At 59.1% G+C, this 26,322-nt stretch carries 28 protein-coding genes; 17 read left to right on the top strand and 11 right to left on the bottom strand.

Going from position 1 to position 26,322, the window contains the following annotated elements:
- Positions 1-51: 51 nt before the first annotated feature.
- Genes lptB through BLQ41_RS00240 form a run of 5 tightly spaced genes read right to left on the bottom strand, consistent with a single transcriptional unit; the run spans position 52 to position 3,390 of the window.
- The gene (gene lptB, locus BLQ41_RS00260) at positions 52-777 is read right to left on the bottom strand and encodes an LPS export ABC transporter ATP-binding protein (RefSeq protein ID WP_090175473.1); all 726 of its coding nucleotides are present in this window, start codon (positions 775-777) and stop codon (positions 52-54) included.
- Positions 777-1,325 (bottom strand): lipopolysaccharide transport periplasmic protein LptA, encoded by a 549-nt coding sequence (lptA, locus tag BLQ41_RS00255; RefSeq protein WP_090175471.1) that lies wholly within the window; start codon positions 1,323-1,325, stop codon positions 777-779. Before lptA ends, lptB begins: the two co-directional genes overlap by 1 nt.
- A complete protein-coding gene (lptC, locus tag BLQ41_RS00250; RefSeq protein ID WP_090175468.1) occupies positions 1,312-1,884 on the bottom strand; it encodes an LPS export ABC transporter periplasmic protein LptC in 573 nt (190 codons plus the stop codon). The genes lptA and lptC overlap by 14 nt, the downstream gene beginning before the upstream one ends.
- Before the next feature lie 7 nt (positions 1,885-1,891).
- Complete coding sequence (locus BLQ41_RS00245; RefSeq protein WP_090175466.1) at positions 1,892-2,416, bottom strand: KdsC family phosphatase; 525 nt, start codon at positions 2,414-2,416, stop codon at positions 1,892-1,894.
- A complete protein-coding gene (locus BLQ41_RS00240) occupies positions 2,416-3,390 on the bottom strand; it encodes a KpsF/GutQ family sugar-phosphate isomerase (RefSeq protein ID WP_090175464.1) in 975 nt (324 codons plus the stop codon). Before BLQ41_RS00240 ends, BLQ41_RS00245 begins: the two co-directional genes overlap by 1 nt.
- 277 nt (positions 3,391-3,667) lie before the next feature.
- Here BLQ41_RS00240 and BLQ41_RS00235 point away from each other — a divergent pair, with 277 nt between their 5' ends.
- The 10 genes from BLQ41_RS00235 to hisC all read left to right on the top strand — a co-directional run bounded on the left by BLQ41_RS00235 (position 3,668) and on the right by hisC (position 11,633).
- The gene (locus BLQ41_RS00235) at positions 3,668-4,477 is read left to right on the top strand and encodes an ATP-binding cassette domain-containing protein (protein WP_090175462.1); all 810 of its coding nucleotides are present in this window, start codon (positions 3,668-3,670) and stop codon (positions 4,475-4,477) included.
- The gene (gene mlaE, locus BLQ41_RS00230) at positions 4,477-5,274 is read left to right on the top strand and encodes a lipid asymmetry maintenance ABC transporter permease subunit MlaE (RefSeq protein ID WP_090175460.1); all 798 of its coding nucleotides are present in this window, start codon (positions 4,477-4,479) and stop codon (positions 5,272-5,274) included. The genes BLQ41_RS00235 and mlaE overlap by 1 nt, the downstream gene beginning before the upstream one ends.
- Entirely contained in the window at positions 5,274-5,741 is a 468-nt protein-coding gene (gene mlaD, locus BLQ41_RS00225; RefSeq protein WP_090175458.1) for an outer membrane lipid asymmetry maintenance protein MlaD, read from the top strand. The genes mlaE and mlaD overlap by 1 nt, the downstream gene beginning before the upstream one ends.
- Positions 5,742-5,752: 11 nt before the next feature.
- Positions 5,753-6,406, top strand: coding sequence for an MlaC/ttg2D family ABC transporter substrate-binding protein (locus BLQ41_RS00220; RefSeq protein WP_090175454.1), 654 nt, complete (start codon positions 5,753-5,755; stop codon positions 6,404-6,406).
- Positions 6,403-6,708: an STAS domain-containing protein gene (locus BLQ41_RS00215; protein WP_090175451.1), complete on the top strand. Its 306-nt coding sequence runs from the start codon at positions 6,403-6,405 to the stop codon at positions 6,706-6,708. Before BLQ41_RS00220 ends, BLQ41_RS00215 begins: the two co-directional genes overlap by 4 nt.
- 114 nt (positions 6,709-6,822) lie before the next feature.
- The gene (locus BLQ41_RS00210; protein WP_090175448.1) at positions 6,823-7,062 is read left to right on the top strand and encodes a BolA family protein; all 240 of its coding nucleotides are present in this window, start codon (positions 6,823-6,825) and stop codon (positions 7,060-7,062) included.
- Positions 7,063-7,084: 22 nt separating this feature from the next.
- Complete coding sequence (gene murA, locus BLQ41_RS00205; protein ID WP_090175445.1) at positions 7,085-8,350, top strand: UDP-N-acetylglucosamine 1-carboxyvinyltransferase; 1,266 nt, start codon at positions 7,085-7,087, stop codon at positions 8,348-8,350.
- Positions 8,351-8,493: 143 nt separating this feature from the next.
- Positions 8,494-9,129, top strand: a complete 636-nt coding sequence (hisG, locus tag BLQ41_RS00200) for an ATP phosphoribosyltransferase (RefSeq protein WP_007901570.1) — start codon at positions 8,494-8,496, stop codon at positions 9,127-9,129.
- A 124-nt stretch (positions 9,130-9,253) separates the two neighbouring features.
- On the top strand, positions 9,254-10,579 hold the full coding sequence (gene hisD / locus BLQ41_RS00195; RefSeq protein ID WP_090175443.1) for a histidinol dehydrogenase: 1,326 nt from the start codon (positions 9,254-9,256) through the stop codon (positions 10,577-10,579).
- A gap of 1 nt (position 10,580) precedes the next feature.
- Entirely contained in the window at positions 10,581-11,633 is a 1,053-nt protein-coding gene (hisC, locus tag BLQ41_RS00190; protein ID WP_090175441.1) for a histidinol-phosphate transaminase, read from the top strand.
- 140 nt (positions 11,634-11,773) lie between these two features.
- Here the strand turns inward: hisC and algW are convergent, their stop codons facing one another.
- Entirely contained in the window at positions 11,774-12,934 is a 1,161-nt protein-coding gene (algW, locus tag BLQ41_RS00185) for a Do family serine endopeptidase AlgW (protein ID WP_090175439.1), read from the bottom strand.
- 102 nt (positions 12,935-13,036) lie between these two features.
- On the opposite strand from algW, the gene BLQ41_RS00180 reads away from it, so the two are divergent.
- The 4 genes from BLQ41_RS00180 to cysN all read left to right on the top strand — a co-directional run bounded on the left by BLQ41_RS00180 (position 13,037) and on the right by cysN (position 17,289).
- Complete coding sequence (locus BLQ41_RS00180; RefSeq protein WP_090175437.1) at positions 13,037-13,795, top strand: Nif3-like dinuclear metal center hexameric protein; 759 nt, start codon at positions 13,037-13,039, stop codon at positions 13,793-13,795.
- 178 nt (positions 13,796-13,973) lie between these two features.
- The gene (cysD, locus tag BLQ41_RS00175) at positions 13,974-14,891 is read left to right on the top strand and encodes a sulfate adenylyltransferase subunit CysD (protein WP_090175435.1); all 918 of its coding nucleotides are present in this window, start codon (positions 13,974-13,976) and stop codon (positions 14,889-14,891) included.
- Positions 14,892-14,995: 104 nt separating this feature from the next.
- The gene (locus tag BLQ41_RS00170) at positions 14,996-15,337 is read left to right on the top strand and encodes a four helix bundle protein (protein ID WP_090175433.1); all 342 of its coding nucleotides are present in this window, start codon (positions 14,996-14,998) and stop codon (positions 15,335-15,337) included.
- Between the two features lie 53 nt (positions 15,338-15,390).
- Positions 15,391-17,289, top strand: a complete 1,899-nt coding sequence (cysN, locus tag BLQ41_RS00165) for a sulfate adenylyltransferase subunit CysN (protein ID WP_090175431.1) — start codon at positions 15,391-15,393, stop codon at positions 17,287-17,289.
- Positions 17,290-17,469: 180 nt separating this feature from the next.
- Here the strand turns inward: cysN and BLQ41_RS00160 are convergent, their stop codons facing one another.
- Genes BLQ41_RS00160 through BLQ41_RS00150 form a run of 3 tightly spaced genes read right to left on the bottom strand, consistent with a single transcriptional unit; the run spans position 17,470 to position 20,874 of the window.
- Positions 17,470-18,375, bottom strand: a complete 906-nt coding sequence (locus BLQ41_RS00160) for an acyltransferase (protein WP_090175430.1) — start codon at positions 18,373-18,375, stop codon at positions 17,470-17,472.
- Complete coding sequence (gene pta, locus BLQ41_RS00155; protein WP_090175429.1) at positions 18,376-20,475, bottom strand: phosphate acetyltransferase; 2,100 nt, start codon at positions 20,473-20,475, stop codon at positions 18,376-18,378.
- Positions 20,476-20,535: 60 nt separating this feature from the next.
- Complete coding sequence (locus BLQ41_RS00150) at positions 20,536-20,874, bottom strand: DUF3565 domain-containing protein (protein ID WP_090188307.1); 339 nt, start codon at positions 20,872-20,874, stop codon at positions 20,536-20,538.
- Here BLQ41_RS00150 and BLQ41_RS00145 point away from each other — a divergent pair.
- The 3 genes from BLQ41_RS00145 to BLQ41_RS00135 all read left to right on the top strand — a co-directional run bounded on the left by BLQ41_RS00145 (position 20,843) and on the right by BLQ41_RS00135 (position 23,198).
- Positions 20,843-21,328 (top strand): FKBP-type peptidyl-prolyl cis-trans isomerase, encoded by a 486-nt coding sequence (locus BLQ41_RS00145; protein WP_090175428.1) that lies wholly within the window; start codon positions 20,843-20,845, stop codon positions 21,326-21,328. The genes BLQ41_RS00150 and BLQ41_RS00145 overlap by 32 nt on opposite strands.
- Before the next feature lie 122 nt (positions 21,329-21,450).
- Positions 21,451-21,933 carry a glutathione peroxidase gene (locus tag BLQ41_RS00140; RefSeq protein WP_090175427.1) on the top strand — a complete coding sequence of 161 codons (483 nt, stop codon included), beginning with the start codon at positions 21,451-21,453 and terminating at the stop codon, positions 21,931-21,933.
- Between the two features lie 161 nt (positions 21,934-22,094).
- Positions 22,095-23,198: an NADH:flavin oxidoreductase gene (locus tag BLQ41_RS00135; RefSeq protein WP_090175425.1), complete on the top strand. Its 1,104-nt coding sequence runs from the start codon at positions 22,095-22,097 to the stop codon at positions 23,196-23,198.
- Between the two features lie 118 nt (positions 23,199-23,316).
- Here BLQ41_RS00135 and BLQ41_RS00130 read toward each other — a convergent pair whose 3' ends face one another.
- Positions 23,317-24,516 carry a glycosyltransferase family 4 protein gene (locus tag BLQ41_RS00130; RefSeq protein WP_090175423.1) on the bottom strand — a complete coding sequence of 400 codons (1,200 nt, stop codon included), beginning with the start codon at positions 24,514-24,516 and terminating at the stop codon, positions 23,317-23,319.
- Between the two features lie 72 nt (positions 24,517-24,588).
- On the bottom strand, positions 24,589-26,229 hold the full coding sequence (locus BLQ41_RS00125; RefSeq protein ID WP_231997081.1) for a beta-N-acetylhexosaminidase: 1,641 nt from the start codon (positions 26,227-26,229) through the stop codon (positions 24,589-24,591).
- Positions 26,230-26,322: the final 93 nt, after the last annotated feature.

Here is a 26,322-nt window from a genome sequence, read left to right as displayed (position 1 = left end):
TGATTTTTTATCGAGACGAGCGCTCGGGCGACCTGCCAGACACCTGAGTGCTTACAGGCGGAACTCATGGCCCAGATAGACTTCTTTCACCAGGTCATTGGCCAGGATGGTGGCGGAGTCGCCTTCGGCAATGAGCTGTCCATCGTTGACGATGTAGGCGGTTTCGCAGATATCCAGGGTTTCACGGACGTTGTGGTCGGTGATCAGCACGCCAATGCCTTTGGCCTTGAGGTGGTAGATGATCTGTTTGATGTCGCCTACCGAAATCGGGTCCACGCCGGCGAACGGTTCGTCGAGCAGGATGAATTTCGGGTTGGTGGCCAGGGCGCGTGCGATTTCCACGCGGCGGCGCTCACCACCGGAGAGGCTCATGCCGAGGTTGTCACGGATGTGGCTGATATGGAATTCCTGTAGCAGGCTTTCCAGTTCCTTGCGACGACCGTCCTTGTCGAGCTCCTTGCGGGTCTCGAGGATGGCCATGATGTTGTCGGCCACCGAGAGTTTGCGAAAAATCGACGCTTCTTGCGGAAGATAGCCGATACCGGCTTTTGCACGACCGTGCATTGGCTGGTGGCTTACGTCCAGGTCATCGATCAGTACGCGACCCTGGTCGGCCTGCACCAGGCCGACAATCATATAGAAGCAGGTGGTCTTGCCGGCGCCGTTAGGACCCAGCAGGCCGACGATCTGACCGCTGTCGATCGACAGGCTGACATCACGCACGACCTGGCGGCTCTTGTAGCTCTTGGCCAGATGCTGAGCTTTCAGAGTTGCCATTATGGAGCCTTTTTCGCGTCGGTTTTCGGCTTGGGCTGGATCACCATGTCGATGCGTGGACGCGCTTCGGTGACTTTGTTGCCTGTGGCGCGACCAGCGCTCGCAAGCTTCTTGACGGTGTCGTAGACGATTTTCTCGCCTTGGGTGGTGTTGTTGTCCTTGTCGATGACTTTTGCCTTGTCGATCAACACGATGCGGTTTTGCGCGGCATGGTACTGGATCGTGACGCCCCAGCCCTGAACAGGCTTGGTGTCGCCGGCGGTCTGCAATTGTTCGAAGTAGGCGAGGTTGCCCACCGAGGTCACCACGTCAATGTCGCCGGTCGGCGTGCGGGTGATGGTCACGGTGTTGCCTTTAACGATCATCGAGCCTTGGGTGATGATCACGTCACCTTTATAGGTGGCAACGCCATTCTTGTCGTCCAGTTGGGCATCGTCGGCCTGAATGCGGATAGGCTGCTCTTGATCGTTCGGCAGAGCCCAGGCGCTCACGCTTCCCAGTGCTGCGCCCAGACTGAGCAAAATAGGGAGAGTTTTAACGAGCCTCATACTGTCCTCTTACGTTCGATAGCAGGTGTATCCTGCTTTCTTTCAAGTACGCTTTCATTCCGTTGCCTGTCGATACACCGCCAGCGCCGTCGATTCTAACGGGTTGATCGGTCTGCGCATATTGCTCCTTGGGGAACACAGTCATACGGGTGGTGGTAATCAGGGTCTTGCGATTTTTCTCGTCGAAACGCGTGATGCGCACCGAATCAATCAGCTCGACCTGAGTGCCGTCGGGATTGACTTCCCCGCGCTCGCTCTGCACGTGCCACGGGAACTGGGTGCCGCGAAACATGTTCAGGTCGGGATTGGTCAGCAACGTCACCTCGGTCGCTTTCAGGTGTTCAACCTTGTCGGACGTCATTTCGTACTGCAATTTGCCGTCCGGCAGGTACTGCACGCTGTGGGCGTTGGTGGCGTAATAGTCAATCGCGCTTTCGTCGACCTTGGCTACCGGTTTATCGAGGAAGCGTTCCGGGCTGATGTTCCAGTAGCCGACCGCGGCGAATAGCGCCGCGATGCAACTGAACAGCACGATGTTACGAATCTTTTTGCTCAACATAATGGGCTCACAGGTACGCGGCGTTGGCCGCATCAAGGCGGCCCTGGGCGAGCAGGATCAATTCGCAGAATTCACGAGCGGCACCCTCGCCACCACGGGCCAGGGTAATGCCATGGGCGTTTTCACGCACGAAGCTGGCAGCATTGGCCACCGCCATGCCCAGGCCAACACGGCGAATCACCGGCAGGTCTGGCAAGTCGTCACCCAAATAGGCAACTTGTTCATAGCTTAGGTTGAGTTGGGCCAGAAGCTCGTCCAGCACCACCAGTTTGTCTTCGCGCCCCTGATAAAGGTGTGGAATGCCGAGGTTCTTCGCCCGACGCTCGACCACGGGAGTCTTGCGGCCGCTGATGATAGCGGTCTGCACGCCGGCTGCCATCAACATCTTGATGCCTTGGCCGTCGAGGGTATTGAACGTCTTGAATTCGCTACCGTCTTCAAGGAAGTACAGCCGTCCGTCGGTCAGCACGCCGTCGACGTCGAACACCGCGAGTTTTATCTGTTTGCCGCGTTGCAGCAGGTCGGTGCTCATTACATTACTCCTGCACGCAGCAAGTCGTGCATGTTCAAGGCGCCGACCGGGCGGTCGTCGCTGTCGACCACGACCAGTGCGTTGATCTTGTGGTCTTCCATGATTTTCAGGGCTTCGGCCGCAAGCATTTCGGCTCGGGCGGTTTTGCCGTGTGCGGTCATGACCTGATCGATGGTGGCGCTGTGGATGTCGATGCTGCGGTCCAGGGTGCGACGCAAGTCACCGTCGGTGAAGATGCCGGCGAGTTTGCCATCGGCTTCCAGGATCACAGTCATGCCCAGGCCCTTTCGGGTCATTTCCATGAGCGCGTCCTTGAGCAGGGTGCCGCGCTGAACCTGCGGCAGCTCTTGTCCGGCGTGCATGACGTTTTCGACTTTCAGCAGCAAGCGTCTGCCCAGCGCGCCACCCGGGTGGGAAAAGGCGAAATCTTCAGCAGTAAAGCCACGGGCTTCCAGCAGTGCGACAGCCAGGGCATCACCCATGACCAGCGCAGCGGTGGTCGAAGAGGTCGGTGCCAGGTTCAGTGGGCAGGCTTCGTGCTCGACGTGAACGTTGAGGTTGACCTCGGCAGCCTTGGCCAGCGGCGAATCGGGGTTGCCAGTGACGCTGATCAATTTGATGCCCAGGCGTTTGATCAAGGGCAGCAGGGTCACGATTTCATTGGTAGAGCCGGAGTTCGACAGGGCCAGGATGATGTCGTCGCGCGTAATCATGCCCATGTCGCCATGGCTGGCTTCGGCCGGGTGCACGAAAAAGGCCGTGGTGCCGGTACTGGCAAGTGTGGCGGCAATCTTGTTGCCGATATGCCCCGACTTGCCCATGCCGACCACGACCACGCGGCCTTTGCTGGCCAGAATCATCTCGCAAGCGCGTACGAAATCTGCGTCGATTTGGGGTAGCAAGCCTTGTACGGCTTCCAGCTCGAGGCGGATGGTGCGTTGGGCGGATTGAATCAGGTCGCTGGATTGGCTCATGTCAGAAATCGTATAGCCTGATGAAAAGGCGGCGATTATAGCGGTAATGATCGAAACCCTCACGCAAGTTCGTCATGCTTTGTCGTTCCCTGTTGCCAAATACCCGCCGAACAAGGTTTTTTCCCTGTCTTGTTGCTGAAGATGGCCCGGCTTGGGCCTTGGGCGCTTGCCCTTTGCAGTGATATAGTTCGCCGCCAGTTCGGCCTGCCCGGGGAGGTATGTGCTTTCGTCAGAGAGCCAGGCGTCCGAGTGAGAGGCTGCATCGCAAGGAGTTTAGATGAGTGCCGATAACGCCTACGCGGTCGAGCTGAAGGGACTGACCTTCAAGCGCGGTGCGCGCAGCATTTTCAATAACGTCGATATCCGTATCCCGCGCGGCAAGGTCACCGGCATCATGGGGCCTTCCGGGTGTGGCAAGACCACGCTTTTGCGCTTGATGGGCGCACAGTTGCGGCCCACCAAGGGCGAAGTCTGGGTCAACGGCCAGAACCTGCCAAAGCTGTCGCGCAGCGATTTGTTCGATGCGCGTAAACACATGGGTGTGCTGTTTCAGAGCGGCGCGCTGTTCACCGACCTCGATGTGTTCGAGAACGTCGCCTTTCCGCTGCGCGTCCACACCGAGCTGCCGGAAGAGATGATCCGCGACATCGTCCTGCTCAAATTGCAGGCCGTGGGCTTGCGTGGCGCCATCGAGCTGATGCCTGACGAGTTGTCCGGCGGCATGAAGCGTCGTGTCGCGCTGGCGCGGGCGATTGCCCTCGATCCGCAGATTCTCATGTATGACGAGCCTTTTGTCGGCCAGGACCCTATCGCCATGGGCGTGCTGGTGCGCCTGATCCGCTTGCTCAACGATGCGCTGGGCATCACCAGTATCGTGGTGTCCCACGATCTGGCCGAGACCGCGAGCATCGCCGATTACATATATGTAGTGGGTGACGGGCAGGTATTGGGGCAGGGCACTCCCGAGGAGTTGATGAACTCGCAGGAACCGCGCATTCGTCAATTCATGACAGGTGATCCCGACGGTCCGGTCGCATACCACTTTCCAGCGACGGATTACCGCGCAGATCTTCTGGGGAAGCGTTGATGCGCAAGATTTCACTGATAGAACGCGTTCGCCGGTTCGGCCATTCCGCCATTGATGCACTGGCGGTGTTCGGCCGTTCGGCGATATTCCTGTTTCATGCCTTGCTCGGTCGCGGTGGCATCGGCGGCGGTTTTGGCCTGCTGATCAAGCAACTGCATTCGGTAGGCGTGATGTCCCTGGTGATCATCGTGGTCTCCGGGGTATTCATCGGCATGGTGCTGGCGCTGCAAGGCTTCAACATCCTGTCCAGTTATGGTTCCGAGCAGGCGGTCGGCCAGATGGTTGCGCTGACGCTGTTGCGTGAACTGGGCCCCGTGGTCACGGCATTGTTGTTCGCCGGGCGCGCCGGTTCCGCGTTGACCGCCGAAATCGGCAACATGAAATCCACCGAACAGTTGTCCAGTCTGGAAATGATTGGTGTCGACCCGCTCAAATACATCGTTGCCCCGCGCCTGTGGGCCGGCTTCATTTCCCTGCCGGTGCTGGCGATGATTTTCAGCGTGGTGGGTATCTGGGGCGGTTCCTGGGTGGCAGTCGACTGGCTGGGTGTCTATGAGGGTTCCTACTGGTCCAACATGCAAAACAGCGTGACGTTCACTGACGATGTGCTCAACGGCATCATCAAAAGCATCGTCTTCGCCTTTGTCGTGACCTGGATTGCCGTATTCCAAGGCTATGACTGCGAGCCCACTTCCGAGGGGATCAGTCGTGCCACTACCAAGACCGTGGTGTATGCCTCTTTGGCTGTACTCGGCCTGGACTTTATTCTGACCGCCTTGATGTTTGGAGATTTCTGATGCAAAACCGCACCCTGGAAATCGGTGTCGGCCTTTTCTTGCTGGCTGGCATCCTGGCTTTGCTGTTGCTGGCGTTGCGGGTAAGTGGCCTGTCCCCGAGCGCAACAACAGACACGTATAAACTTTATGCATATTTCGACAATATCGCCGGTTTGACGGTCAGAGCTAAAGTGACCATGGCCGGTGTAACCATCGGCAAGGTCACGGCTATCGATCTGGATCGCGACAGTTTCACCGGTCGAGTGACCATGCAGGTGGAAAAGCGTGTAGATAATCTGCCGACTGACTCCACTGCATCTATCCTGACTGCTGGCCTGTTGGGCGAAAAATACATCGGTATCAGCGTGGGCGGCGAATCCAGCTTGCTCAAGGACGGTGGGATCATTCACGACACCCAGTCGTCGCTGGTACTCGAGGACCTGATCGGTAAATTCCTGCTCAATACCGTTAGCAAAGACGCCAAATGAGGAGCTTTTGAATGATCTCTACCTTGCGACGTGGCCTGTTGGTAATACTGGCGGCCCTGCCGTTGATGGCTAACGCCGTGGCGGCGCCTTCCGCGCACGAACTGGTTCAGGACACCACGAACCGGATGCTGGCCGACCTGTCGGCCAACAAAGAGAAGTATAAAAAGGATCCGCAGGATTTCTACACGGCGTTGAACACCATCGTCGGACCTGTGGTGGATGCCGAAGGCATCTCCAAAAGCATCATGACGGTCAAGTACTCGCGCAAAGCCACACCGGCGCAGATGAAGACCTTTGAAGAAAACTTCAAGCGGGGCCTGTTCCAGTTCTACGGCAATGCCCTGCTCGAATACAACAACCAGGGCATCACCGTCGATCCTGCCAAGGATGAGTCGGGCGACCGCACCAGCGTTGGCATGACCGTAAAAGGTAACAACGGGGCGATCTATCCCGTGTCTTACACACTCGAGAAGATCAATGGCGAGTGGAAGCTGCGTAACGTGATCATCAACGGTATCAACATTGGCAAGCTGTTCCGCGATCAATTCGCGGATGCGATGCAGCGCAATGGCAACGACCTGGACAAGACCATCAATGGTTGGGCCGGGGAAGTCGCCAAGGCCAAGGAAAAAACCGCCGATGCCACCGAGAAGTCTGCCCAATGAGTGTGTCGGCCATTCGCATGAGCGAAACCGGCGAGCTGCGGCTTAGCGGGATGCTGGATTACCGGACCGGCCCCGGCCTGCGCAAGCAGGGGGAGGCGCTGATCAAGGCCAGCAAGGCCGACACCCTGGTGGTCGATTGTTCGGCAGTATTGAAGTCCAGCAGCGTGGGCTTGTCCCTGCTGCTGTGCTTCATGCGCGATGCAGAGGCGGCCGGCAAGAAGCTGAGCATCCGCGGGATGCCTGAAGACATGCGCGAAATCGCTCAGGTCAGCGAATTGACCGAGCTGTTGGCGCATCCCTAATCCACATCTATAAAGAAGCCCCCCGTCAGAGTCCTGCTTAGCGGGGTTCGCAGGCGCGGGGCTTTTTTGTATGATGTCCGACCCGCGCGCACAGGGCGCCGATTGAGGTTGAGCATGCAGGCCGTAGAAGTTAAGAGCTTCCTTGAAGGAAAGCTGCCAGGAATCCGGGTGGAAGTTGAAGGCGAAGGCTGCAACTTTCAGCTGAACGTGATTAGCGATGAACTGGCGGCACTGAGCCCGGTCAAGCGTCAGCAAAGCATCTATGCCCATTTGAACCCATGGATCGCCGATGGCAGCATCCATGCGGTTACTATGAAATTTTTCAGCAGCGCGGCCTGGGCCGAGCGCACCTGAGCCCAAGGGCGTCGAGATTCTTATGGATAAATTGATTATTACCGGTGGCGTTCGTCTTGATGGCGAAATCCGCATCTCCGGGGCAAAGAACTCTGCCCTGCCGATCCTGGCTGCCACGCTGCTGTGCGATGGCCCGGTGACCGTGGCCAACCTGCCGCACCTGCACGACATCACCACCATGATCGAGCTGTTCGGTCGCATGGGCATTGAGCCGGTGATCGACGAGAAGCTCAGCGTCGAAATCGACCCGCGCACCATCAAGACCCTGATCGCTCCGTACGAACTGGTGAAAACCATGCGTGCGTCGATCCTGGTGCTGGGCCCGATGGTTGCGCGTTTCGGTGAAGCCGAAGTCGCACTGCCTGGCGGTTGCGCCATCGGCTCGCGTCCGGTTGACCTGCACATTCGCGGTCTTGAAGCGATGGGCGCGGTCATCGACGTCGAAGGCGGCTACATCAAGGCCAAGGCGCCTGAAGGCGGCTTGCGCGGCGCGCACTTCTTCTTCGATACCGTGAGCGTGACCGGTACCGAAAACATCATGATGGCGGCCGCTCTGGCCAAGGGCCGCAGCGTGTTGCAGAACGCCGCTCGCGAACCTGAAGTCATCGATCTGGCGAACTTCCTGATCGCCATGGGTGCCAAGATCACTGGCGCCGGCACCGACACCATCACCATCGATGGCGTCGAGCGTCTGCACCCGACCACTTACAAAGTGATGCCTGACCGTATCGAAACCGGCACCTACCTGGTGGCGGCCGCTGTCACCGGCGGTCGTGTGAAGGTCAAGGACACCGATCCGACCATCCTTGAAGCCGTTCTGGAAAAACTTCGCGAATCGGGTGCCGAAATCACCTGCGGCGAAGACTGGATCGAGCTGAACATGCACGGCAAGCGGCCAAAGGCTGTCAACGTGCGTACCGCTCCATACCCGGCATTCCCGACCGACATGCAGGCGCAGTTCATCTCCCTCAACGCCATTGCCGAAGGCACCGGTGCCGTGATCGAGACGATCTTCGAAAACCGCTTCATGCACGTGTACGAACTGCATCGCATGGGCGCCAAGATCCAGGTCGAAGGCAACACTGCCATCGTTACCGGTACCGAGAAGCTCAAAGGCGCGCCAGTAATGGCCACCGACCTGCGTGCATCGGCCAGCCTGGTGATCTCGGCCCTGATCGCCGAAGGTGACACCCTGATCGACCGCATCTACCACATCGACCGTGGTTACGAGTGCATCGAAGAGAAACTGCAAATGCTCGGCGCCAAGATTCGCCGCGTACCGGGCTAGTTTCTGCTGCATGGGCGCAGGGACGCGCCCGTTGGTTTCGTTTCAAGTCGAGGGTGTCTTTTCATTATTGAGAAAGCCCTCGAAGTGTGTCCGGCGCCATTTGCGACCGGGCATCAGTAGCCTGATAAGGACTGACGTTTCCCATGTTGACCATCGCACTGTCCAAGGGCCGCATCCTTGACGACACCCTGCCGCTTCTGGCTGAAGCGGGCATCGTGCCGACCGAGAATCCGGACAAGAGCCGCAAGCTGATCATTCCCACGACTCAGGCCGATGTGCGCCTGCTGATCGTGCGCGCCACCGATGTGCCGACGTATGTCGAGCACGGTGCCGCGGACCTGGGCGTCGCCGGTAAAGATGTGCTGATGGAATATGGCGGCCAGGGTTTGTACGAGCCTCTGGACCTGCGAATTGCCCTCTGCAAGCTGATGACTGCCGGCCGTGTCGGTGATGTCGAGCCCAAGGGCCGTCTGCGAGTGGCGACCAAGTTCGTCAACGTTGCCAAGCGCTACTACGCCGAACAGGGTCGTCAGGTCGATATCATCAAGCTCTACGGCTCGATGGAACTGGCACCGCTGATCGGTCTGGCCGACAAGATCATCGACGTGGTCGACACCGGCAACACGCTTCGGGCCAACGGCCTGGAGCCCCAGGATTTCATTGCCGACATCAGCTCCCGGCTGATCGTCAACAAAGCTTCGATGAAGATGCAACACGCCCGTATCCAGGCGTTGATCGACACCCTGCGCAAGGCAGTGGAGTCTCGACACCGCGGCTGATTCACCTGCGCGACGTTAAGTCGCGCCCGTCTATCCGCCTCATAGCCAGAATTCTCAGGTGCCCAAGCGGATCGATGGTAGCTTCGGGCGCCTGAGTTTTTGCCAATCCTATGAGGCTCTCGCTATGACCGCACCGACTGCAATTCGCCGACTCAACGCTGCTGACCCGGATTTCGCACATCATCTGGATCATCTGCTGAGCTGGGAAAGTGTGTCTGACGACTCGGTCAATCAGCGAGTGCTGGACATCATCAAAGCTGTGCGTTTGCGTGGCGATGCGGCGCTGGTGGACTTCACCCGGCAGTTCGACGGCCTTGACGTTGCCTCCATGGCGGACCTGATCCTGCCGCGCGAGCGTCTGGAACTGGCGCTGACACGGATTACCGTGCCCCAGCGCGAAGCCCTGGAAAAAGCCGCGGCCCGCGTACGCAGCTACCACGAAAAACAAAAGCAGGAATCCTGGACTTACACCGAAGCCGACGGCACGGTGCTGGGCCAGAAGGTTACGCCACTGGACCGCGCCGGCCTGTACGTGCCGGGCGGCAAGGCGTCGTACCCGTCCTCCGTGCTGATGAACGCGATTCCAGCCAAAGTGGCCGGCGTGACCGAAGTGGTCATGGTGGTGCCGACCCCGCGCGGTGAAATCAACGAACTGGTGCTGGCGGCAGCTTGCATCGCCGGCGTCGACCGCGTGTTCACCATCGGCGGCGCGCAAGCGGTTGCCGCGCTGGCCTACGGCACCGAAAGCGTGCCGAAAGTCGACAAAGTGGTCGGCCCGGGCAACATCTATGTCGCCACCGCCAAACGCCACGTGTTCGGCCAGGTCGGCATCGACATGATCGCCGGGCCGTCGGAAATCCTCGTGGTGTGCGACGGTCACACCGATCCAGACTGGATCGCCATGGACCTGTTCTCCCAGGCCGAGCACGACGAAGATGCCCAGGCGATTCTGGTCAGCCCAGACGCCGAGTTCCTCGACAAGGTCGCCGCCAGCATCGCCAAGCTGCTGCCAACCATGGAGCGCGCCGAGATCATCGAAACCTCGATCAATGGCCGTGGGGCATTGATCAAGGTTCGAGACATGGACCAAGCGATTGAAGTGGCTAACCGCATCGCGCCGGAACACCTTGAGTTGTCCGTTGCTGATCCGCAGGCCTGGCTGCCGAAAATTCGCCACGCTGGCGCGATCTTCATGGGCCGTCACACGTCTGAAGCCCTGGGCGATTACTGCGCAGGTCCCAACCACGTGTTGCCGACCTCCGGCACCGCGCGGTTTTCCTCGCCGCTGGGCGTGTACGACTTCCAGAAACGCTCGTCGATCATCTTCTGCTCCGAGCAGGGCGCATCCGAACTGGGCAAGACCGCTTCGGTGCTGGCCCGTGGCGAATCGCTGACCGCCCACGCGCGCAGCGCCGAATACCGCATCGTTGACGAAAAAAAGGACAACTGAGATGAGTAAATTCTGGAGCCCGTTCGTCAAGGATCTGGTGCCTTACGTGCCGGGCGAGCAGCCGAAGCTGACGAAACTGGTGAAGCTCAACACCAACGAAAACCCGTACGGCCCATCGCCCAAAGCCTTGGCGGCGATGCAGACCGAACTCAATGACAACCTGCGTTTGTACCCGGACCCGAACAGCGACGTGCTCAAGCAAGCCGTTGCCCGGTATTACGGCGTGCAGAGCAATCAGGTGTTCCTCGGCAACGGTTCCGATGAAGTCCTGGCGCACGTTTTCCACGGCTTGCTGCAGCACGAGAAGCCGCTGTTGTTCCCGGACATCAGCTACAGCTTCTACCCGGTTTACTGCGGCTTGTACGGCATCAAGTTCGACGCGGTGCCACTGGATGAGCAGTTTCGGATCAACCCGGCGGACTATGCCAGGCCAAACGGCGGGATCATTTTCCCCAACCCGAATGCGCCAACCGGTTGCCTGCTGGCGCTGGACGCGGTCGAGCAAATCCTCAAGGCCAGCCCGGATTCAGTCGTGGTGGTGGATGAGGCTTACATCGATTTCGGCGGCGAGACGGCGATCAGCCTGGTGGACCGTTATCCGAACCTGTTGGTGACCCAGACCTTGTCCAAGTCCCGTTCACTGGCCGGCCTGCGGGTTGGCCTGGCGGTGGGGCATCCGGACCTGATCGAGGCGCTGGAGCGGATCAAGAACAGCTTCAACTCTTATCCGCTGGATCGCTTGGCGAATGTCGGTGCAGCCGCCGCTTTTGACGACCGCGAGTATTTCGACAAGACCTGCCGGTTGGTCATCGAGAATCGCGAGTGGGTCGTTGCGCAATTGGAAGGGAAGGGCTTTGAAGTGTTGCCGTCGGCAGCGAACTTCATCTTCGCGCGTCATCCGAAGCACGACGCGGCAGGCGTGGCAGCGAAGCTGCGTGAGCAGGGTGTGATCGTTCGGCACTTCAAGCAGGAGCGAATTGCCCAGTTCCTGCGGATTTCGATTGGCACGCCTGAGCAGAACCAGGCACTGATCGACGGCTTAGGCACTCTCTAAACCACCACTAACCCTGTGACTGATCGTTCCCACGCTCTGCGTGGGAATGTATCCCGTGACGCTCCGCGTCACAGTGGACGCAGAGCGTCCATGGCGGCATTCCCACGCAGAGCGTGGGAACGATCAATCACAGTGGTTGTTTACTCTTCTTCTTTCTCTTTGACCGGCGCCGGTGGCGGACGCAAACCGATTTCTGCGGTGAGCTTCAGCTCTTTGCCATTGCGCATCACCTGGATCGTGACCTTGTCAGTCGGCTTGATCCGCGCGACCTGGTTCATCGAACGGCGGCCATCGCCGGCCGGTTCGCCGTCGATGCTGAGGATCACGTCACCCAGTTGCAGGCCGGCCTTCTGCGCCGGACCGTCACGGAAAATCCCCGCCACCACGATGCCCGGGCGTCCCGACAGGCCAAAGGACTCCGCCAGTTCCTGACTCAAAGGTTGCACTTCGATGCCCAGCCAGCCGCGAATCACCTGGCCGTGCTCGATGATCGACTTCATCACTTCCATGGCCAGCTTGACCGGGATCGCAAAACCGATGCCCTGGGAACCGCCAGACTTGGAAAAAATCGCGGTGTTGATACCGGTCAGGTTGCCATTGGCATCGACCAGCGCACCACCGGAGTTGCCGGGGTTGATCGCTGCGTCGGTCTGGATGAAGTCTTCGTAGTTGTTCAGGCCCAACTGATTACGCCCGGTGGCGCTGATGATGCCCATGGTCACGGTCTGGCCGACGCCAAACGGGTTGCCGATGGCCAGCGCCACATCGCCAATGCGGATGTTGTCGGAGCGGCCGACGGTGATCGAGGGCAGATTCTTCAAATCTATTTTCAGGACCGCGAGGTCGGTTTCCGGGTCGCTGCCGATCACTCGGGCCAGGGTTTCACGGCCATCCTTAAGCGCGACCACAATCTGGTCGGCGCCGCTGGTCACGTGGTTGTTGGTCAGCAGGTAACCTTCCGGGCTCATGATCACGCCTGAACCGAGGCTCGACTCCATGCGCTTCTGCTTGGGCGAATTGTCACCGAAGAAACGACGGAACTGCGGATCCTCGAACAGCGGATGGTTGGGTTTGTTGATGACTTTGGTGGTGTACAGGTTGACCACCGACGGCGCGGCGATGGTCACGGCATCGGCATAGGACACCGGCCCCTGTTGCGTCATAGTGGTTTGCGGGGCTTGCTGCAGGTTGACGTCGAGGCTTGGAAGCCCGACCCACTGCGGGTAACGCTGAATTATCAACAGAGCGATAAGCACGCCGGCCAACAGCGGCCAGCCGGAAAAACGCAGCGCCTTGAGCATTAAGCACGTCCTGAGAGGTTGCAGGCGGTATGAGACCGCCCATAATGTTGCGCATTATACGAGGCGCAGCGCGCCTCTGAACGGGATATTTAGGAGTCTTTTATGGCCGTCGCTCTAAGCACCCTGGTCGAAGAAGCCGACCGTTACCTTAACAGTGCCAGGATCGCCGATTACTGCCCCAACGGGTTGCAGGTCGAAGGCCGGCCGCAAGTGATGCGCATTGTCAGTGGCGTCACCGCCAGCCAGGCATTGCTGGATGCTGCCGTCGATGCGCACGCCGATCTGGTGTTGGTGCATCACGGCTATTTCTGGAAAGGCGAGAACCCGTGCATCACCGGGATGAAGCAGCGTCGGTTGAAAACCCTGCTCAAGCACGACATCAGTTTGTTGTCCTATCACTTGCCGCTGGATCTGCACCCCGACGTCGGCAACAACGTGCAACTCGCGCGTCAGCTCGACATCACGGTCGAAGGTCCGCTGGATCCGGACAACCTCAAAGTCGTCGGCCTGGTCGGCTCGTTGAGCGAACCGATGACGCCCCGGGATTTCGCCCGCCGTGTGCAGGAAGTCATGGGTCGCGAGCCGTTGTTGATTGAAGGCAGCGAGATGATCCGTCGGGTGGGATGGTGCACCGGTGGTGGTCAGGGTTACATCGATCAGGCGGTTTTGGCCGGTGTCGATCTGTACCTCAGTGGTGAAGCGTCCGAGCAAACTTTCCACAGCGCCCGGGAAAACGACATCAGCTTCATCGCCGCCGGCCACCATGCGACCGAGCGTTATGGCGTTCAGGCCTTGGGTGAATACCTGGCGCGACGCTTTGCGCTGGAGCACATCTTCATCGATTGCCCGAATCCTATCTGAAGGACAGTCGATATCGTGTGAACACCGCCCCACGCTGTCCATGCGGCCCAAACGAGGGGGTATATTCATATACCCTTTCGATCTAGTTGGCGTCCTGATTAGAAGAGGTCGCTGTGCTAGGATTCTTCGCTCGAACACGGCCCGCTGGCCGTCCATAAGATCGTTTTCGTGAGTAGCCATGGTCGACAAACTGACGCATCTGAAACAGCTGGAGGCCGAAAGCATCCACATCATCCGCGAGGTCGCCGCCGAGTTCGATAACCCGGTGATGCTGTACTCCGTCGGCAAAGACTCCGCCGTGATGCTGCACCTTGCGCGCAAGGCATTTTTCCCGGGCAAACTGCCGTTCCCGGTGATGCACGTCGACACCCGGTGGAAGTTCAAGGAAATGTACGCGTTCCGCGACCGCATGGTCGAAGAACTCGGCCTGGACCTGATCGTGCACGTAAACCCCGATGGCGTCGCGCAGGGCATCAACCCGCTGACCCACGGCAGTGCCAAGCACACCGACATCATGAAAACCGAAGGCCTGAAACAAGCCCTCGACAAGTATGGTTTCGATGCCGCTTTCGGCGGTGCCCGTCGCGACGAAGAGAAGTCCCGTGCCAAAGAGCGCGTGTATTCCTTCCGCGACACCAAGCACCGCTGGGACCCGAAAAACCAGCGCCCGGAGCTGTGGAACGTCTACAACGGCAACGTCAACAAGGGCGAATCCATTCGTGTGTTCCCGTTGTCGAACTGGACCGAACTGGACATCTGGCAGTACATCTACCTCGAAGGCATCCCGATCGTGCCGCTGTATTTCGCCGCCGAGCGCGACGTCATCGAGATGAATGGCACCTGGATCATGATCGACGACGAACGCCTGCTCAATCACCTGAGCGATGAAGACAAGGCGCGCATCGTCAAGAAGAAGGTCCGCTTCCGTACGCTCGGCGACTACCCGCTGACCGGTGCGGTCGAGTCCGAGGCCACCAGCCTGACCGACATCATTCAGGAAATGCTCCTGACGCGAACTTCCGAACGCCAGGGCCGGGTCATCGATCACGATGGCGCAGGCTCGATGGAAGAAAAGAAACGTCAGGGGTATTTCTAAGCTTTGAGTTACAAGCGGCAAGCTGCAAGTTAAGGGCGGTATGCGTAATTTCGTAGTTTGGTGCTTGTGGCCGGTTGCTGCGAGCCGTTATCGGATGACTCGCAATGGATTTCGAGAAGCTGATTGTCTGGCAGAGAAGTAAGTGTTTGGCGGTAAGGATCTACAGAGAGTTTGCGAGATGTGGGGATTTTGGCTTCAAGGATCAAATTACCCGCTCCGCACTATCGGTGCCTTCCAATATTGCTGAAGGGATGGAGCGTTGTGGTGCCAAGGAAAAAGTACATTTTCTTTGGGTGGCAAAAGCTTCGTGTGGTGAGTTGCGCACTCAGATCCTCATCGGCCGTGATATTGCCTACATTGCTGATCCTCTGGCTGACGATTGGATTAAAGAAACCCGCGAGCTTTCAAGAATGCTATGCGGCTTGATCAACAAAATTTCTGAGTAGCTGTACGCCGACAAGCTTGCCGCTTGAAGCTTACAGCTTGGAGCTCGAATGCAATGAGTCACGTATCTGATTTGATCAGCGAGGACATCCTCGCCTACCTGGGCCAGCACGAACGCAAGGAAATGCTGCGCTTTCTGACCTGTGGCAACGTCGACGACGGCAAGAGCACCCTGATCGGGCGCCTGCTGCACGACTCCAAGATGATCTACGAAGATCACCTGGAAGCCATTACCCGCGACTCGAAAAAAGTCGGCACCACTGGCGAAGACATCGACCTGGCGTTGCTGGTCGACGGCCTGCAAGCCGAGCGTGAGCAGGGCATCACCATCGATGTCGCTTACCGCTACTTCTCCACCGCCAAGCGCAAATTCATCATCGCCGACACCCCTGGCCATGAGCAGTACACCCGCAACATGGCCACCGGTGCATCCACCTGTGACCTGGCGATCATCCTGGTCGACGCCCGTTACGGCGTGCAGACCCAGACCCGTCGCCACAGCTTCATTGCCTCGTTGCTGGGCATCAAGCACATCGTGGTCGCCATCAACAAGATGGACCTCAACGGCTTCGACGAAACCGTCTTTGAGTCGATCAAGGCCGATTACCTGAAGTTCGCCGAAGGCATCGCCTTCAAGCCGACCACCATGGCGTTCGTGCCGATGTCCGCTCTCAAGGGCGACAACGTGGTGAACAAATCCGAGCGCTCGCCGTGGTACACCGGCCAGTCGCTGATGGAAATTCTCGAGACCGTCGAGATCGCCAACGACCGCAACTACACCGACCTGCGTTTCCCGGTGCAGTACGTCAACCGTCCGAACCTGAACTTCCGTGGTTTCGCCGGCACCCTGGCCAGCGGCATCGTGCACAAGGGCGACGAAGTCGTTGTGCTGCCATCGGGCAAGAGCAGCCGCGTGAAATCCATCGTCACCTTCGAAGGTGAACTGGAGCACGCCGGTCCTGGCCAAGCGGTAACGCTGACCATGGAAGACGAGATCGACATCTCCCGCGGCGACTTGCTGGTGCATGCCGACAACCTGCCGCAAGTGACTGACGCTTTCGACGCCATGCTGGTGTGGATGGCTGAAGAGCCGATGCTGCCGGGCAAGAAATACGACATCAAGCGCGCCACGTCCTACGTGCCGGGTTCGATCACCAGCATCGTCAACCGCGTTGACGTGAACACGTTGGAAGAAGGTCCGGCCAGTTCGCTGAACCTGAACGAGATCGGCCGGGTCAAGGTCAGCCTCGACGCCGCCATCGCGCTGGACGGTTACGCGAGCAACCGCACCACCGGTTCGTTCATCGTCATCGATCGCTTGACCAATGGCACCGTCGCGGCCGGCATGATCATCGCCCAGCCGTCGGCGCATGGCAGCAGCACGCACCACGGCAAACTGGCCCACGTCGCCACCGAAGAACGCGCCCAGCGCTTCGGCCAGCAACCGGCCACCGTTTTGTTCAGCGGCTTGTCGGGCGCGGGCAAAAGCACCCTGGCCTACGCGGTTGAACGCAAGCTGTTCGACATGGGCCGTGCAGTGTTCGTACTCGATGGCCAGAACCTGCGTCATGACCTGAACAAAGGTCTGCCACAGGATCGCTCCGGTCGTACCGAGAACTGGCGTCGTGCGGCGCACGTTGCGCGTCAGTTCAACGAAGCCGGTCTGCTGACGCTGGCAGCGTTCGTTGCACCGAGTGCCGAAGGTCGTGAGCAAGCCAGGGAGCTGATCGGCAAGGAGCGTCTGCTGACGGTCTACGTCCAGGCCTCGCCAACGGTCTGTGCCGAGCGTGACCCGCAAGGTCTCTACGCGGCAGCGGGGGATAACATCCCGGGCGATTCCTTCCCGTACGACGTGCCGCTGGACGCCGACCTCGTGGTCGACACCCAGTCGCTGTCGGTGGAAGAAAGCGTCAAGCAAGTGCTGGATCTGCTGCGTAAACGCGGCGCGATCTAAGCGTTAGCCGTTAATAAAAAACCCGCCGAAGAGTGATCATCGGCGGGTTTTTTTGTGTCTGGTCGGACGCCATCGCGGGCAAGCCCGCTCCCACAGTGGTTCTGTTTTGTACACAAAAACTGTGACTGACATAAATCCGGTGGGAGCGGGCTTGCCCGCGATAGCGGCAGTACAGACACCTCAAGCCTTGGCTGGGTACTCGCTGTGCATCTGCTTGAGCAACGCATCCTTGTCATCCCACAGCTGATTGATCCAGCCCTGAAACTGCAATCGATACTCCCCATCCTGGTCGTAGTTCTTGCCGATGAACTGCGGCGGAATCTTCAATTCCTGAAAATGCACCACCACATCTTTCACGTTGCCGCAGAGCAAATCCCAATACCCCGGACGCCCGCCCGGATAGTGAATCGTCACGTTGACGATGGATTCCAGTTGCTCGCCCATCGCATCCAGCACAAACGCAATGCCGCCGGCCTTGGGTTTTAGTAGGTACTTGAACGGCGACTTCTGCTGGGCATGTTTGCCCTCGGTGAATCGAGTGCCCTCGACGAAGTTGAAAATCCCCACCGGGTTGCTGCGGAACTTGTCACAGGTCTTGCGGGTGGTTTCCAGGTCTTTGCCTTTCTTCTCCGGGTGCTTTTCCAGGTAGGCCTTGGAGTAGCGCTTCATGAACGGAAAGCCCAGAGTCCACCAGGCGAGGCCAATCACCGGCACCCAGATCAGCTCTTGTTTGAGGAAGAACTTCAGCGGCTGGATGCGCCGGTTGAGCACGTATTGCAGGACCATGATGTCGACCCAGCTCTGGTGGTTGCTGGTGATCAGGTACGAGTGCTGATAGTCCAGGCCTTGCAGGCCGCTGAGGTGCCAGCGGGTGTGGCCGACCAGGTCCATCCAGGCTTTGTTGTTGCTGATCCAGGCTTCATGGGTATGGCTCATCAGCCAGCGGGTGAACCGCTGAGTGAGGGCAAACGGCAGCACTTTGAAAATCGCCACGAGGAACAGAAACGAGCAAAGCAGAATCGTGTTCAGAGCCAACAGCAGCGAGGCAATCACGCCGCGCACGGGTGCAGGTAGAAAATCCAGCATTTAAAGATCCAAAGGTCGGTTGGCAGCTTGAATCGCGGTCAACGCGATGGTGTAGACGATGTCGTCGACTTGCGCGCCGCGCGGCAGATCGTTCACCGGTTTGCGCAGGCCTTGCAGCATCGGCCCGAGGCTCACGCAGTCGGCGCTGCGTTGCACGGCTTTGTGGGTGGTGTTGCCGGTGTTCAGGTCCGGGAACACGAACACCGTAGCGCGACCGGCGACCTGACTGTTTGGTGCCAATTGCCGGGCCACGGTTTCGTTGGCGGCGGCGTCGTATTGCAATGGGCCGTCGATCAGCAGCGAGTTTTGTTGCTCGTGGGCGAGCAGCGTGGCTTCGCGAACTTTCTCGACTTCTTCACCGCTGGCCGATTCACCGCTGGAGTAGCTGATCATCGCCACGCGCGGCGTGATGCCGAACGCGGCCGCCGAGTCGGCGCTTTGCAAGGCAATCTCGGCCAGTTCGCTGGCGCTCGGGTGCGGGTTCATCACGCAGTCGCCGTAGACCAGCACTTCTTCGGGAAACAGCATGAAGAATACTGAGGACACCAGCGTGCAGCCCGGCGCCGTTTTAATCAGCTGCAGGGCCGGGCGGATGGTGTTGGCGGTGGAGTGAATGACCCCGGACACCAGGCCATCGACTTCATCCAGCGCCAGCATCATGGTGCCGATCACCACGGTGTCTTCCAGTTGCTGCTCGGCCATCGGCGCGTTGAGGCTTTTGCTTTTGCGCAGCGCAACCATCGGCTCGACGTAGCGTTCGCGGATCAGGTCCGGGTCGAGAATCTCAAGTCCCGGCGGCAGTTCGATGCCTTGTGCGCGAGCCACGGCCTCGACGTCTTCCGGTTTGGCCAGCAACACACAACGGGCAATGCCGCGCGCCTGACAGATCGCCGCTGCTTGCACGGTCAACGGCTCGCTGCCTTCGGGCAGGACGATGCGTTTGTTGGCGGCCTGAGCGCGCTGGATCAATTGATAACGGAATACTGCGGGCGACAGGCGCATTTCCCGTGGCGTGCCGCAACGCTGGTGCAGCCAGTTGGCGTCGAGGTGGCTGGCGACGAAATCGGTGATGATTTCCGCACGCTCGCGGTCGTCGATCGGGATTTCCTTGTTCAAGCCGTTCAACTGGTTGGCGGTGTCGTAGGAGCCCGTGCTCACCGACAGCACCGGCAGACCAGCCTGCAATGCACCACGGCACAAGTCCATGATGCGCGGGTCGGGCAGGGTGTCGCTGGTCAGCAACAGGCCGGCCAGAGGCACGCCGTTCATCGCCGCGAGGCTGACCGCGAGGATGATGTCGTCACGATCACCAGGCGTCACCACCAGCACGCCGGGCTTGAGCAGCTCCACGGTGTTGCGCATGGTGCGCGCGCAGATAATGATTTTGGTCATGCGCCGGGTTTCGTAATCGCCGGCATTGAGGATCTGCGCGCCCATCAGGTCGGCGACGTCGCGGGTGCGCGGCGCGTTCAGTTCCGGCTGGAACGGGATGCAGCCGAGCAGGCGGAAATCACCGCTGCGCAGCAACGGCGAGTGTTCTTTGAGGCGCGAGGCGAAGGCCTCCATGCTTTCGTCGGTCTTGACCTTGTTGAGGATCACGCCAAGGACTTTCGGGTCTTTCGGCCCGCCAAACAATTGCGCCTGCAACTCCACGCGGCCAGAGAGTTCGGTCAGGGCTTCGCTTTCCGGCGCGGAAACCAGAATCACATCCGCATCCAGACTCTTGGCCAGGTGCAGATTGACCCGCGCGGCATAACTGGCGCTGCGGGTCGGCACCATGCCTTCGACGACCAGCACATCCTTGCCAATGGCCGCTTGCTGATAAAGGGTGATGATTTCTTCGAGCAACTCATCCAGTTGACCGTCGCCCAGCATGCGCTCGACGTGGGCCAGGCCCAGCGGTTGAGGCGGCTTCAAACCGTGAGTGCGCGCCACCAGTTCGGTGGAGCGTTCAGGCCCGGTGTCGCCCGGATGGGGCTGGGCAATCGGTTTGAAAAAGCCGACCTTGAGGCCCGCGCGCTCAAGAGTGCGCACCAGCCCGAGGCTGATGGAGGTCAGACCCACACCAAAATCGGTGGGCGCGATAAAAAAAGTTTGCATGCGAATTCTCTGAGGGAGCATGGCAAAGGCGATCATCTATGGCTGACGATCTACCGAAATTCAGTCGCCAAGGTTATCGCTAACCGAGCCTTGTGCGCACCAACCACAATCAAAGGGCTGGCCTATTTTTTCAATACGTTGCGCGGGGTCCAGGACCCAGGCGCGTGATTGCCACGGTGGCTGGTGACGCAAGTGCTGTGTGTGACCGCAGGAAAGCTCGGCCACCCAATGTCCGTCCTCATCCTGATGAAAACCGGTGACCGTTGAACCTTTCGTCGCCATCCGTTTGTCCGGGTTGTGTTCGCTTTCGGGCGATTGCTTCGCTAAACTTGGTCTTTCTTCATTCTTATGCAAAAGGTCTCGCCCCATGCTGATCGCCGCCAATAAGGCTGTCTCCATCGACTATACCCTGACCAACGACGCTGGTGAGGTCATCGACAGCTCCGCCGGCGGCGCGCCGCTGGTTTACCTGCAAGGCGCAGGTAACATCATTCCAGGCCTGGAAAAGGCACTGGAAGGCAAAGCAGTCGGCGACGAGCTGAAAGTAGCCGTTGAACCTGAAGATGCCTACGGCGAATACGCTGCTGAACTGGTCAGCACCCTGAGCCGCAGCATGTTCGAAGGTGTCGACGAACTGGAAGTGGGCATGCAGTTCCACGCTTCCGCTCCAGATGGCCAGATGCAGATCGTTACCATCCGTGATCTGGACGGCGACGAAGTCACCGTCGACGGCAACCACCCGTTGGCCGGTCAGCGCCTGAATTTCGAAGTCAAGATCATCGACATTCGTGATGCCAGCCAGGAAGAAATCGCTCATGGTCACGTCCATGGCGAAGGTGGCCATCACCACTGATTTTCTGCGCTAAGCTCAGAGAACTGGAGAGGCGCCCGAGGGCGCCTTTTTAGTCCGCGGCTGTCCTTGGTGACATCGCCAAGTGGCTGTTTCGAGTAGAACACGGGAATTTGGAGTTCGTCATGAGTGCTTTTCACGACCTTAAATTGACAGCCCTGGATGGTCAGGAGCTACCTCTGGCGCCTTTCAAGGGGCGTGTCGTGCTGGTGGTCAACGTTGCCTCCAAATGTGGTTTGACCCCACAGTACGCGGCACTGGAAAACCTCTACCAGCAATTCAAGGACAAGGGTTTCAGTGTGCTGGGCCTGCCGTGCAACCAGTTTGCCGGGCAGGAACCGGGCACCGAGCAGGAGATTCAGGAGTTCTGCAGCCTCAACTATGGCGTGACCTTTCCGTTGTCCAGCAAGCTGGAAGTCAACGGGCACGAGCGTCATCAGCTGTACCGTCTGTTGGCGGGCGAGGGCGCGGAGTTTCCGGGAGACATCACCTGGAACTTCGAAAAATTCCTGCTGGGTAAGGACGGGCGTGTGTTGGCCCGCTTCTCGCCACGCACGGCGCCGGATGATCCGACGATCGTTCATGCGATTGAAAAAGCGCTGAGCTGAGTCGCAAAAAGAAATCGCAGCCTTCGAGCTGCGATTTTTTTATGCCTGCCTTTTGACCCTTAATCACCCAGATCAATAGTGCTGTGCATCGTCTGCATCTGCGCATATTATCGCCGTCATAAAATTCATGTCCCGTCGATAGCGTTTTCGTGGAGTGCCCCATGCCAGTCAAAGCCCTGTTCAAACCGTTCCATCTCGGCACCCTCGAATTGCCGACCCGCGTCGTCATGGCGCCGATGACCCGCTCGTTCTCGCCGGGCGGCGTTCCCAACTCCAAAGTGATCGAATACTACCGTCGTCGCGCCGCTGCCGGTGTGGGCCTGATCATCACCGAAGGCACCACCGTCGGTCACAAGGCTTCCAATGGCTACCCGAACGTGCCGCATTTCTATGGTGAAGCTGCACTGGCCGGCTGGAAGAAAGTGGTCGATGCGGTCCACGCCGAGGGCGGCAAGATCGTTCCACAGCTTTGGCATGTCGGCAGCGTGCGTCGCATCGGCACCGAGCCGGATGCCAGCGTGCCGGGTTACGGTCCATCGGAAAAATTGAAGGACGGTCAGGTCGTGGTGCACGGCATGACCAAGCAAGATATCCAGGACGTGATCGCCGCATTCGCCCAAGCCGCCAAGGATGCCCAGAGCATTGGCATGGACGGCGTTGAAATCCACGGTGCCCACGGTTACCTCGTGGACCAGTTCTTCTGGGAAGGCAGCAACCAGCGCACCGACGAATACGGTGGCGACCTGGCTGGCCGTTCGCGATTTGCCATCGAGCTGATCCAGGCCGTGCGTGCCGCAGTCGGCGAAGGCTTCCCGATCATCTTCCGTTTTTCGCAGTGGAAGCAGCAGGATTACACCGCGCGCCTGGTACAAACCCCGGAAGCGTTGGGCGAATTTCTCAAGCCGTTGTCCGACGCCGGCGTGGATATTTTCCACTGCTCGACGCGCCGCTTCTGGGAGCCGGAGTTCGATGGCTCCGAACTGAACCTGGCCGGCTGGACGCGCAAACTCACTGGCAAGCCGACCATCACTGTGGGCAGCGTGGGCCTGGATGGCGAGTTCCTGCAGTTCATGGTCAACACCGACAAGATCGCGCAGCCAGCCAGCCTGGAAAAACTGCTGGAGCGTCTGAACAACGACGAGTTCGATCTGGTGGCGGTAGGGCGTGCGCTGCTGGTGGACCCGGACTGGGCGCAGAAAGTGCGCGACGGGCGTGAGGAAGACATCCTGCCATTCAGCCGAGAGGCGTTGATGACGCTGGTTTAAGCAGCGGCTGTATTGACGCCATCGCGAGCAGGCTCGCTCCCACATTGGCTCTGTGGATGACGCAGAACCACTGTGGGAGCGGGCTTGCCCGCGATGGCTGACTCACGGTCACCAAGACTCAGGGAGTAATCTCGGCCGTCGGCAGCACCTGCTCCCTCACACAAGCCCCCCGCAACTGCCCCTCGAACTGATCGATAATCGCCGCCCAACCCTGCCGACTCGCATGCTGGCGCGCATTCAGTCGCACGCAACGCAAGGTTTCCCTTTCTTCCAGCAACCAGCACAGCGCATCGCAGAACGCTTCCTCATCCCCTGGCATCGCCAGCACGCCGTTGTAGCCATGACGGATATGCTGCGCCGCAGCCGCCTGATCGTAAGCCACCACACCCAATCCCGAGGCCAGCGCCTCAAGCACCACGTTGCCGAAGGTTTCGGTCATGCTCGGAAACAGGAATACGTCCCCCGACGCGTAATGGCTGGCCAACGCTTCGCCGCGTTGTGAGCCGCAGAAAATCGCTTCAGGCAGTTCCTGCTCCAGAATCGCTCGCTGTGGTCCGTCGCCGACCACAATCATTTTCAACGTGCGCTGCGGATAAGTGGCTTTCAGCGCGTCGAAACAGCGCTTGAGCAGGCCAAGGTTTTTCTCCGGGGCCAAACGTCCTACGTGAAGGACGGCAATATCATCCTCGCCCAATCCCCACTGTTCGCGCAGTGACGTCTGTCTTTTGGAGGGATGAAACAGTTGGCTGTCGACCCCTCGAGAGAGCAGCGCCAGACGCTCGAAATGCCGGCGCTCCAGTTCCAGTCGCTGGCTGACACTCGGCACCAGCGTCAGCGTCGAGCGATTGTGAAACCAGCGCAGGTAGTGGGTCAGCAGCCGAGTGAGCAACCCGAGCCCGTACTGGCTGGAGTACTGCTGGAAGTTGGTGTGAAAGCCGCTGACCACGGAGATCCCCAAGCGCCGCGCCGCACGCAACGCCGACAATCCCAGCGGTCCTTCCGTGGCGATGTAGAGCACGTCCGGGCGATGCCGTTTCCAGCGCCTGAGCAATTTGTGCATCGACGACTGACCCCATTGCAAGCCGGGATAACCTGGCAGCGGCCAGCCCCGACACAGCAGCAACCCATCGTCGCTGACCGCCAGCAGGTCGCCGCCCTGACGTGGTCGCACCAGCTCCACTTGATGGCCGCGCGCACGCAAACCATCGCACAAGCGGCCAAGGGTGTTGGCCACGCCGTTGATTTCCGGTGGGAAGGTTTCGGTGATCAGAGTGATATGCAGAGCTGTCGTCATGACCTCAGTGTCGGCTGAGGCCATGTCGTCAATGTGGCGCTTTGATGATGGATTTATGACGATGAGGCCATTAGGGGCGGCAGATAACGTCAGTCATCACCGTTCCGGTGGAGCGAAGGCAACCGAACGGGTGATCAGTTTTACCTCCTTCATCGTGTTGGCCGCGTGCAGTGATCCCCACAAACGCTGCCCCGTCGGTTGCATCCATGGAATCAGATGCGACCAGATTTTCTCAGCTGACAGGTAATCGGGCTCATCGGCCCAGACTTGTATGCCTGCGCCCTTCATCGCAGGGTGACTTGAATCGATGATCGTCACGCTTTGACCGGCATTGTCCATGAAATAGTTGGGGCGCCAGAAATCATAAAGTCCATAAGGCGAGTGCTTGCGATCCACCAGATTGCTCCAGTCGGATCGGATGACAAAGTAAAAGTCGCCATGGGCATTGAGCACGCTGTACCCGGCGTTGATCAGCGCTTGTACGTTTTTCTCACTGCGAACGCTGCCCCAGATACTCCAGCAAAGTATTTCAACGGCGGTATCGACCTTGATCACTTGATTGTCCTGAACGACAGCATCGTTCCACATGCGTGCAGTCTTGCCGTTTTCGCGCACAAAACTTGCCAGCTCATTGACGAATTGTCGGACGCCATCGCGGGAGCTGGCGCCAGGCTTTCCCGAGGACTGTCGTGCGTATTCAGCCTGTTGTGGCGTGTTGTGGGAGGTGATCGGAGCAAGGAAATATTCGTCGGCTTCCAGATTGACATGGGTGCAGTCTGGAAACAGGTCGAACACATCCTTGAGGAGCTCTTTGACAAAGCGGCGTGCGGCCGGAATGCTGAAATCCAGCGCTTTGGGCACAACAGTGCCATCGCTCAGGTGAAGTTGAAATTCGGGCTTGTTGCGCAGAATGAATTTCATATGCCCAGGCGACTCAATCCCGGGAATCACGTTGATGTGGTACGAGGCCGCGGTATCGAGTATCTCTTTGAGCTCCTCTGCGCTCCAGGCATCCGCGCTGGAAAGGCCTGGATGAGAAGGGAAGACAATCCGCACACCTTCATTGTCGGTGAGGTGAAGATACAGCGTGTTGAGCTGGTTCCATGCCATCTCGCGCAGCAGGTTTTTGATCCATTCCGGGCTGTAATACTTGCGCCCGACATCGAGCAGGACGGAGCGCTCGGAATGTGCAGGGGCGTCAATGACCACACCGGGGGCAAGTGTGGCGCAAACCAGGGCTGCTTTATGCAAGGTCGTCAACGCCCGGGCCATGGCTTCCAGGGTTTTTGCGGTGACGCGAATGGCGTCGGTAATGTCGATGCGGTAGGCCTCGTTCAGACCTTTGGCGGGTATCGGCACTTGCGCAGTGTCTGGCGCAGACAGATTCAACACGACATCACCCCGACTCTGTCGCGGACTGCCTGACACGAGCATGACGGCGGGTGGTTGGCTGAGACCGGCGGCAACGGCGAACCCGAATGCCAATCTTGTCGCCAACGGGCGGATGCGCTCATCGTCGATGAGAATACGCGTGCTTTCGCTGAGGGTGCAGGCGGCACCGGTAACAGGCTGGGCATGCCGTACTGCCGGACTCAGGCCGGTCCAGGCAAAGCGTTCGCTGAGCGTGTTTGCGGTCGGGTGGACTGCCTTCGCGGCAGATGAGAGGGGTGGGCTGGCGGGGGATCGCATTGAACAACATCTCCATGAAATGAGGTCACGTCTCTTCCTTGAACGCATGAGAATTCATGCAGGTGGACCTCATCATCTATTGGAGATGTCATTCCTGATATTGGCTACTGTCAGCAATAGCCGGTTATACAAAACGGCGAG

This window comes from Pseudomonas arsenicoxydans (assembly GCF_900103875.1).
GTDB lineage: Bacteria > Pseudomonadota > Gammaproteobacteria > Pseudomonadales > Pseudomonadaceae > Aquipseudomonas > Aquipseudomonas arsenicoxydans.
This window is presented reverse-complemented; position numbering and strand designations above follow the sequence as displayed.

What these genes read in the sequence shown, in the direction of transcription:
- BLQ41_RS00245 (WP_090175466.1), bottom strand. Translation starts at nt 2,416, where the DNA reads ATGAGCACCGACCTGCTGCAACGCGGCAAACAGATAAAACTCGCGGTG.
- algW (WP_090175439.1), bottom strand. Translation starts at nt 12,934, where the DNA reads ATGCTCAAGGCGCTGCGTTTTTCCGGCTGGCCGCTGTTGGCCGGCGTG.
- BLQ41_RS00170 (WP_090175433.1), top strand. Translation starts at nt 14,996, where the DNA reads ATGGATTTCGAGAAGCTGATTGTCTGGCAGAGAAGTAAGTGTTTGGCG.
- BLQ41_RS00240 (WP_090175464.1), bottom strand. Translation starts at nt 3,390, where the DNA reads ATGAGCCAATCCAGCGACCTGATTCAATCCGCCCAACGCACCATCCGC.
- BLQ41_RS00145 (WP_090175428.1), top strand. Translation starts at nt 20,843, where the DNA reads ATGCTGATCGCCGCCAATAAGGCTGTCTCCATCGACTATACCCTGACC.
- hisC (WP_090175441.1), top strand. Translation starts at nt 10,581, where the DNA reads ATGAGTAAATTCTGGAGCCCGTTCGTCAAGGATCTGGTGCCTTACGTG.
- BLQ41_RS00215 (WP_090175451.1), top strand. Translation starts at nt 6,403, where the DNA reads ATGAGTGTGTCGGCCATTCGCATGAGCGAAACCGGCGAGCTGCGGCTT.
- BLQ41_RS00160 (WP_090175430.1), bottom strand. Translation starts at nt 18,375, where the DNA reads ATGCTGGATTTTCTACCTGCACCCGTGCGCGGCGTGATTGCCTCGCTG.
- pta (WP_090175429.1), bottom strand. Translation starts at nt 20,475, where the DNA reads ATGCAAACTTTTTTTATCGCGCCCACCGATTTTGGTGTGGGTCTGACC.
- lptA (WP_090175471.1), bottom strand. Translation starts at nt 1,325, where the DNA reads ATGAGGCTCGTTAAAACTCTCCCTATTTTGCTCAGTCTGGGCGCAGCA.
- lptB (WP_090175473.1), bottom strand. Translation starts at nt 777, where the DNA reads ATGGCAACTCTGAAAGCTCAGCATCTGGCCAAGAGCTACAAGAGCCGC.
- BLQ41_RS00210 (WP_090175448.1), top strand. Translation starts at nt 6,823, where the DNA reads ATGCAGGCCGTAGAAGTTAAGAGCTTCCTTGAAGGAAAGCTGCCAGGA.
- BLQ41_RS00125 (WP_231997081.1), bottom strand. Translation starts at nt 26,229, where the DNA reads ATGCGTTCAAGGAAGAGACGTGACCTCATTTCATGGAGATGTTGTTCA.
- BLQ41_RS00235 (WP_090175462.1), top strand. Translation starts at nt 3,668, where the DNA reads ATGAGTGCCGATAACGCCTACGCGGTCGAGCTGAAGGGACTGACCTTC.
- BLQ41_RS00130 (WP_090175423.1), bottom strand. Translation starts at nt 24,516, where the DNA reads ATGGCCTCAGCCGACACTGAGGTCATGACGACAGCTCTGCATATCACT.
- hisG (WP_007901570.1), top strand. Translation starts at nt 8,494, where the DNA reads ATGTTGACCATCGCACTGTCCAAGGGCCGCATCCTTGACGACACCCTG.
- BLQ41_RS00220 (WP_090175454.1), top strand. Translation starts at nt 5,753, where the DNA reads ATGATCTCTACCTTGCGACGTGGCCTGTTGGTAATACTGGCGGCCCTG.
- lptC (WP_090175468.1), bottom strand. Translation starts at nt 1,884, where the DNA reads ATGTTGAGCAAAAAGATTCGTAACATCGTGCTGTTCAGTTGCATCGCG.
- BLQ41_RS00140 (WP_090175427.1), top strand. Translation starts at nt 21,451, where the DNA reads ATGAGTGCTTTTCACGACCTTAAATTGACAGCCCTGGATGGTCAGGAG.
- murA (WP_090175445.1), top strand. Translation starts at nt 7,085, where the DNA reads ATGGATAAATTGATTATTACCGGTGGCGTTCGTCTTGATGGCGAAATC.
- BLQ41_RS00180 (WP_090175437.1), top strand. Translation starts at nt 13,037, where the DNA reads ATGGCCGTCGCTCTAAGCACCCTGGTCGAAGAAGCCGACCGTTACCTT.
- mlaE (WP_090175460.1), top strand. Translation starts at nt 4,477, where the DNA reads ATGCGCAAGATTTCACTGATAGAACGCGTTCGCCGGTTCGGCCATTCC.
- mlaD (WP_090175458.1), top strand. Translation starts at nt 5,274, where the DNA reads ATGCAAAACCGCACCCTGGAAATCGGTGTCGGCCTTTTCTTGCTGGCT.
- cysN (WP_090175431.1), top strand. Translation starts at nt 15,391, where the DNA reads ATGAGTCACGTATCTGATTTGATCAGCGAGGACATCCTCGCCTACCTG.
- BLQ41_RS00135 (WP_090175425.1), top strand. Translation starts at nt 22,095, where the DNA reads ATGCCAGTCAAAGCCCTGTTCAAACCGTTCCATCTCGGCACCCTCGAA.
- hisD (WP_090175443.1), top strand. Translation starts at nt 9,254, where the DNA reads ATGACCGCACCGACTGCAATTCGCCGACTCAACGCTGCTGACCCGGAT.
- cysD (WP_090175435.1), top strand. Translation starts at nt 13,974, where the DNA reads ATGGTCGACAAACTGACGCATCTGAAACAGCTGGAGGCCGAAAGCATC.
- BLQ41_RS00150 (WP_090188307.1), bottom strand. Translation starts at nt 20,874, where the DNA reads ATGGAGACAGCCTTATTGGCGGCGATCAGCATGGGGCGAGACCTTTTG.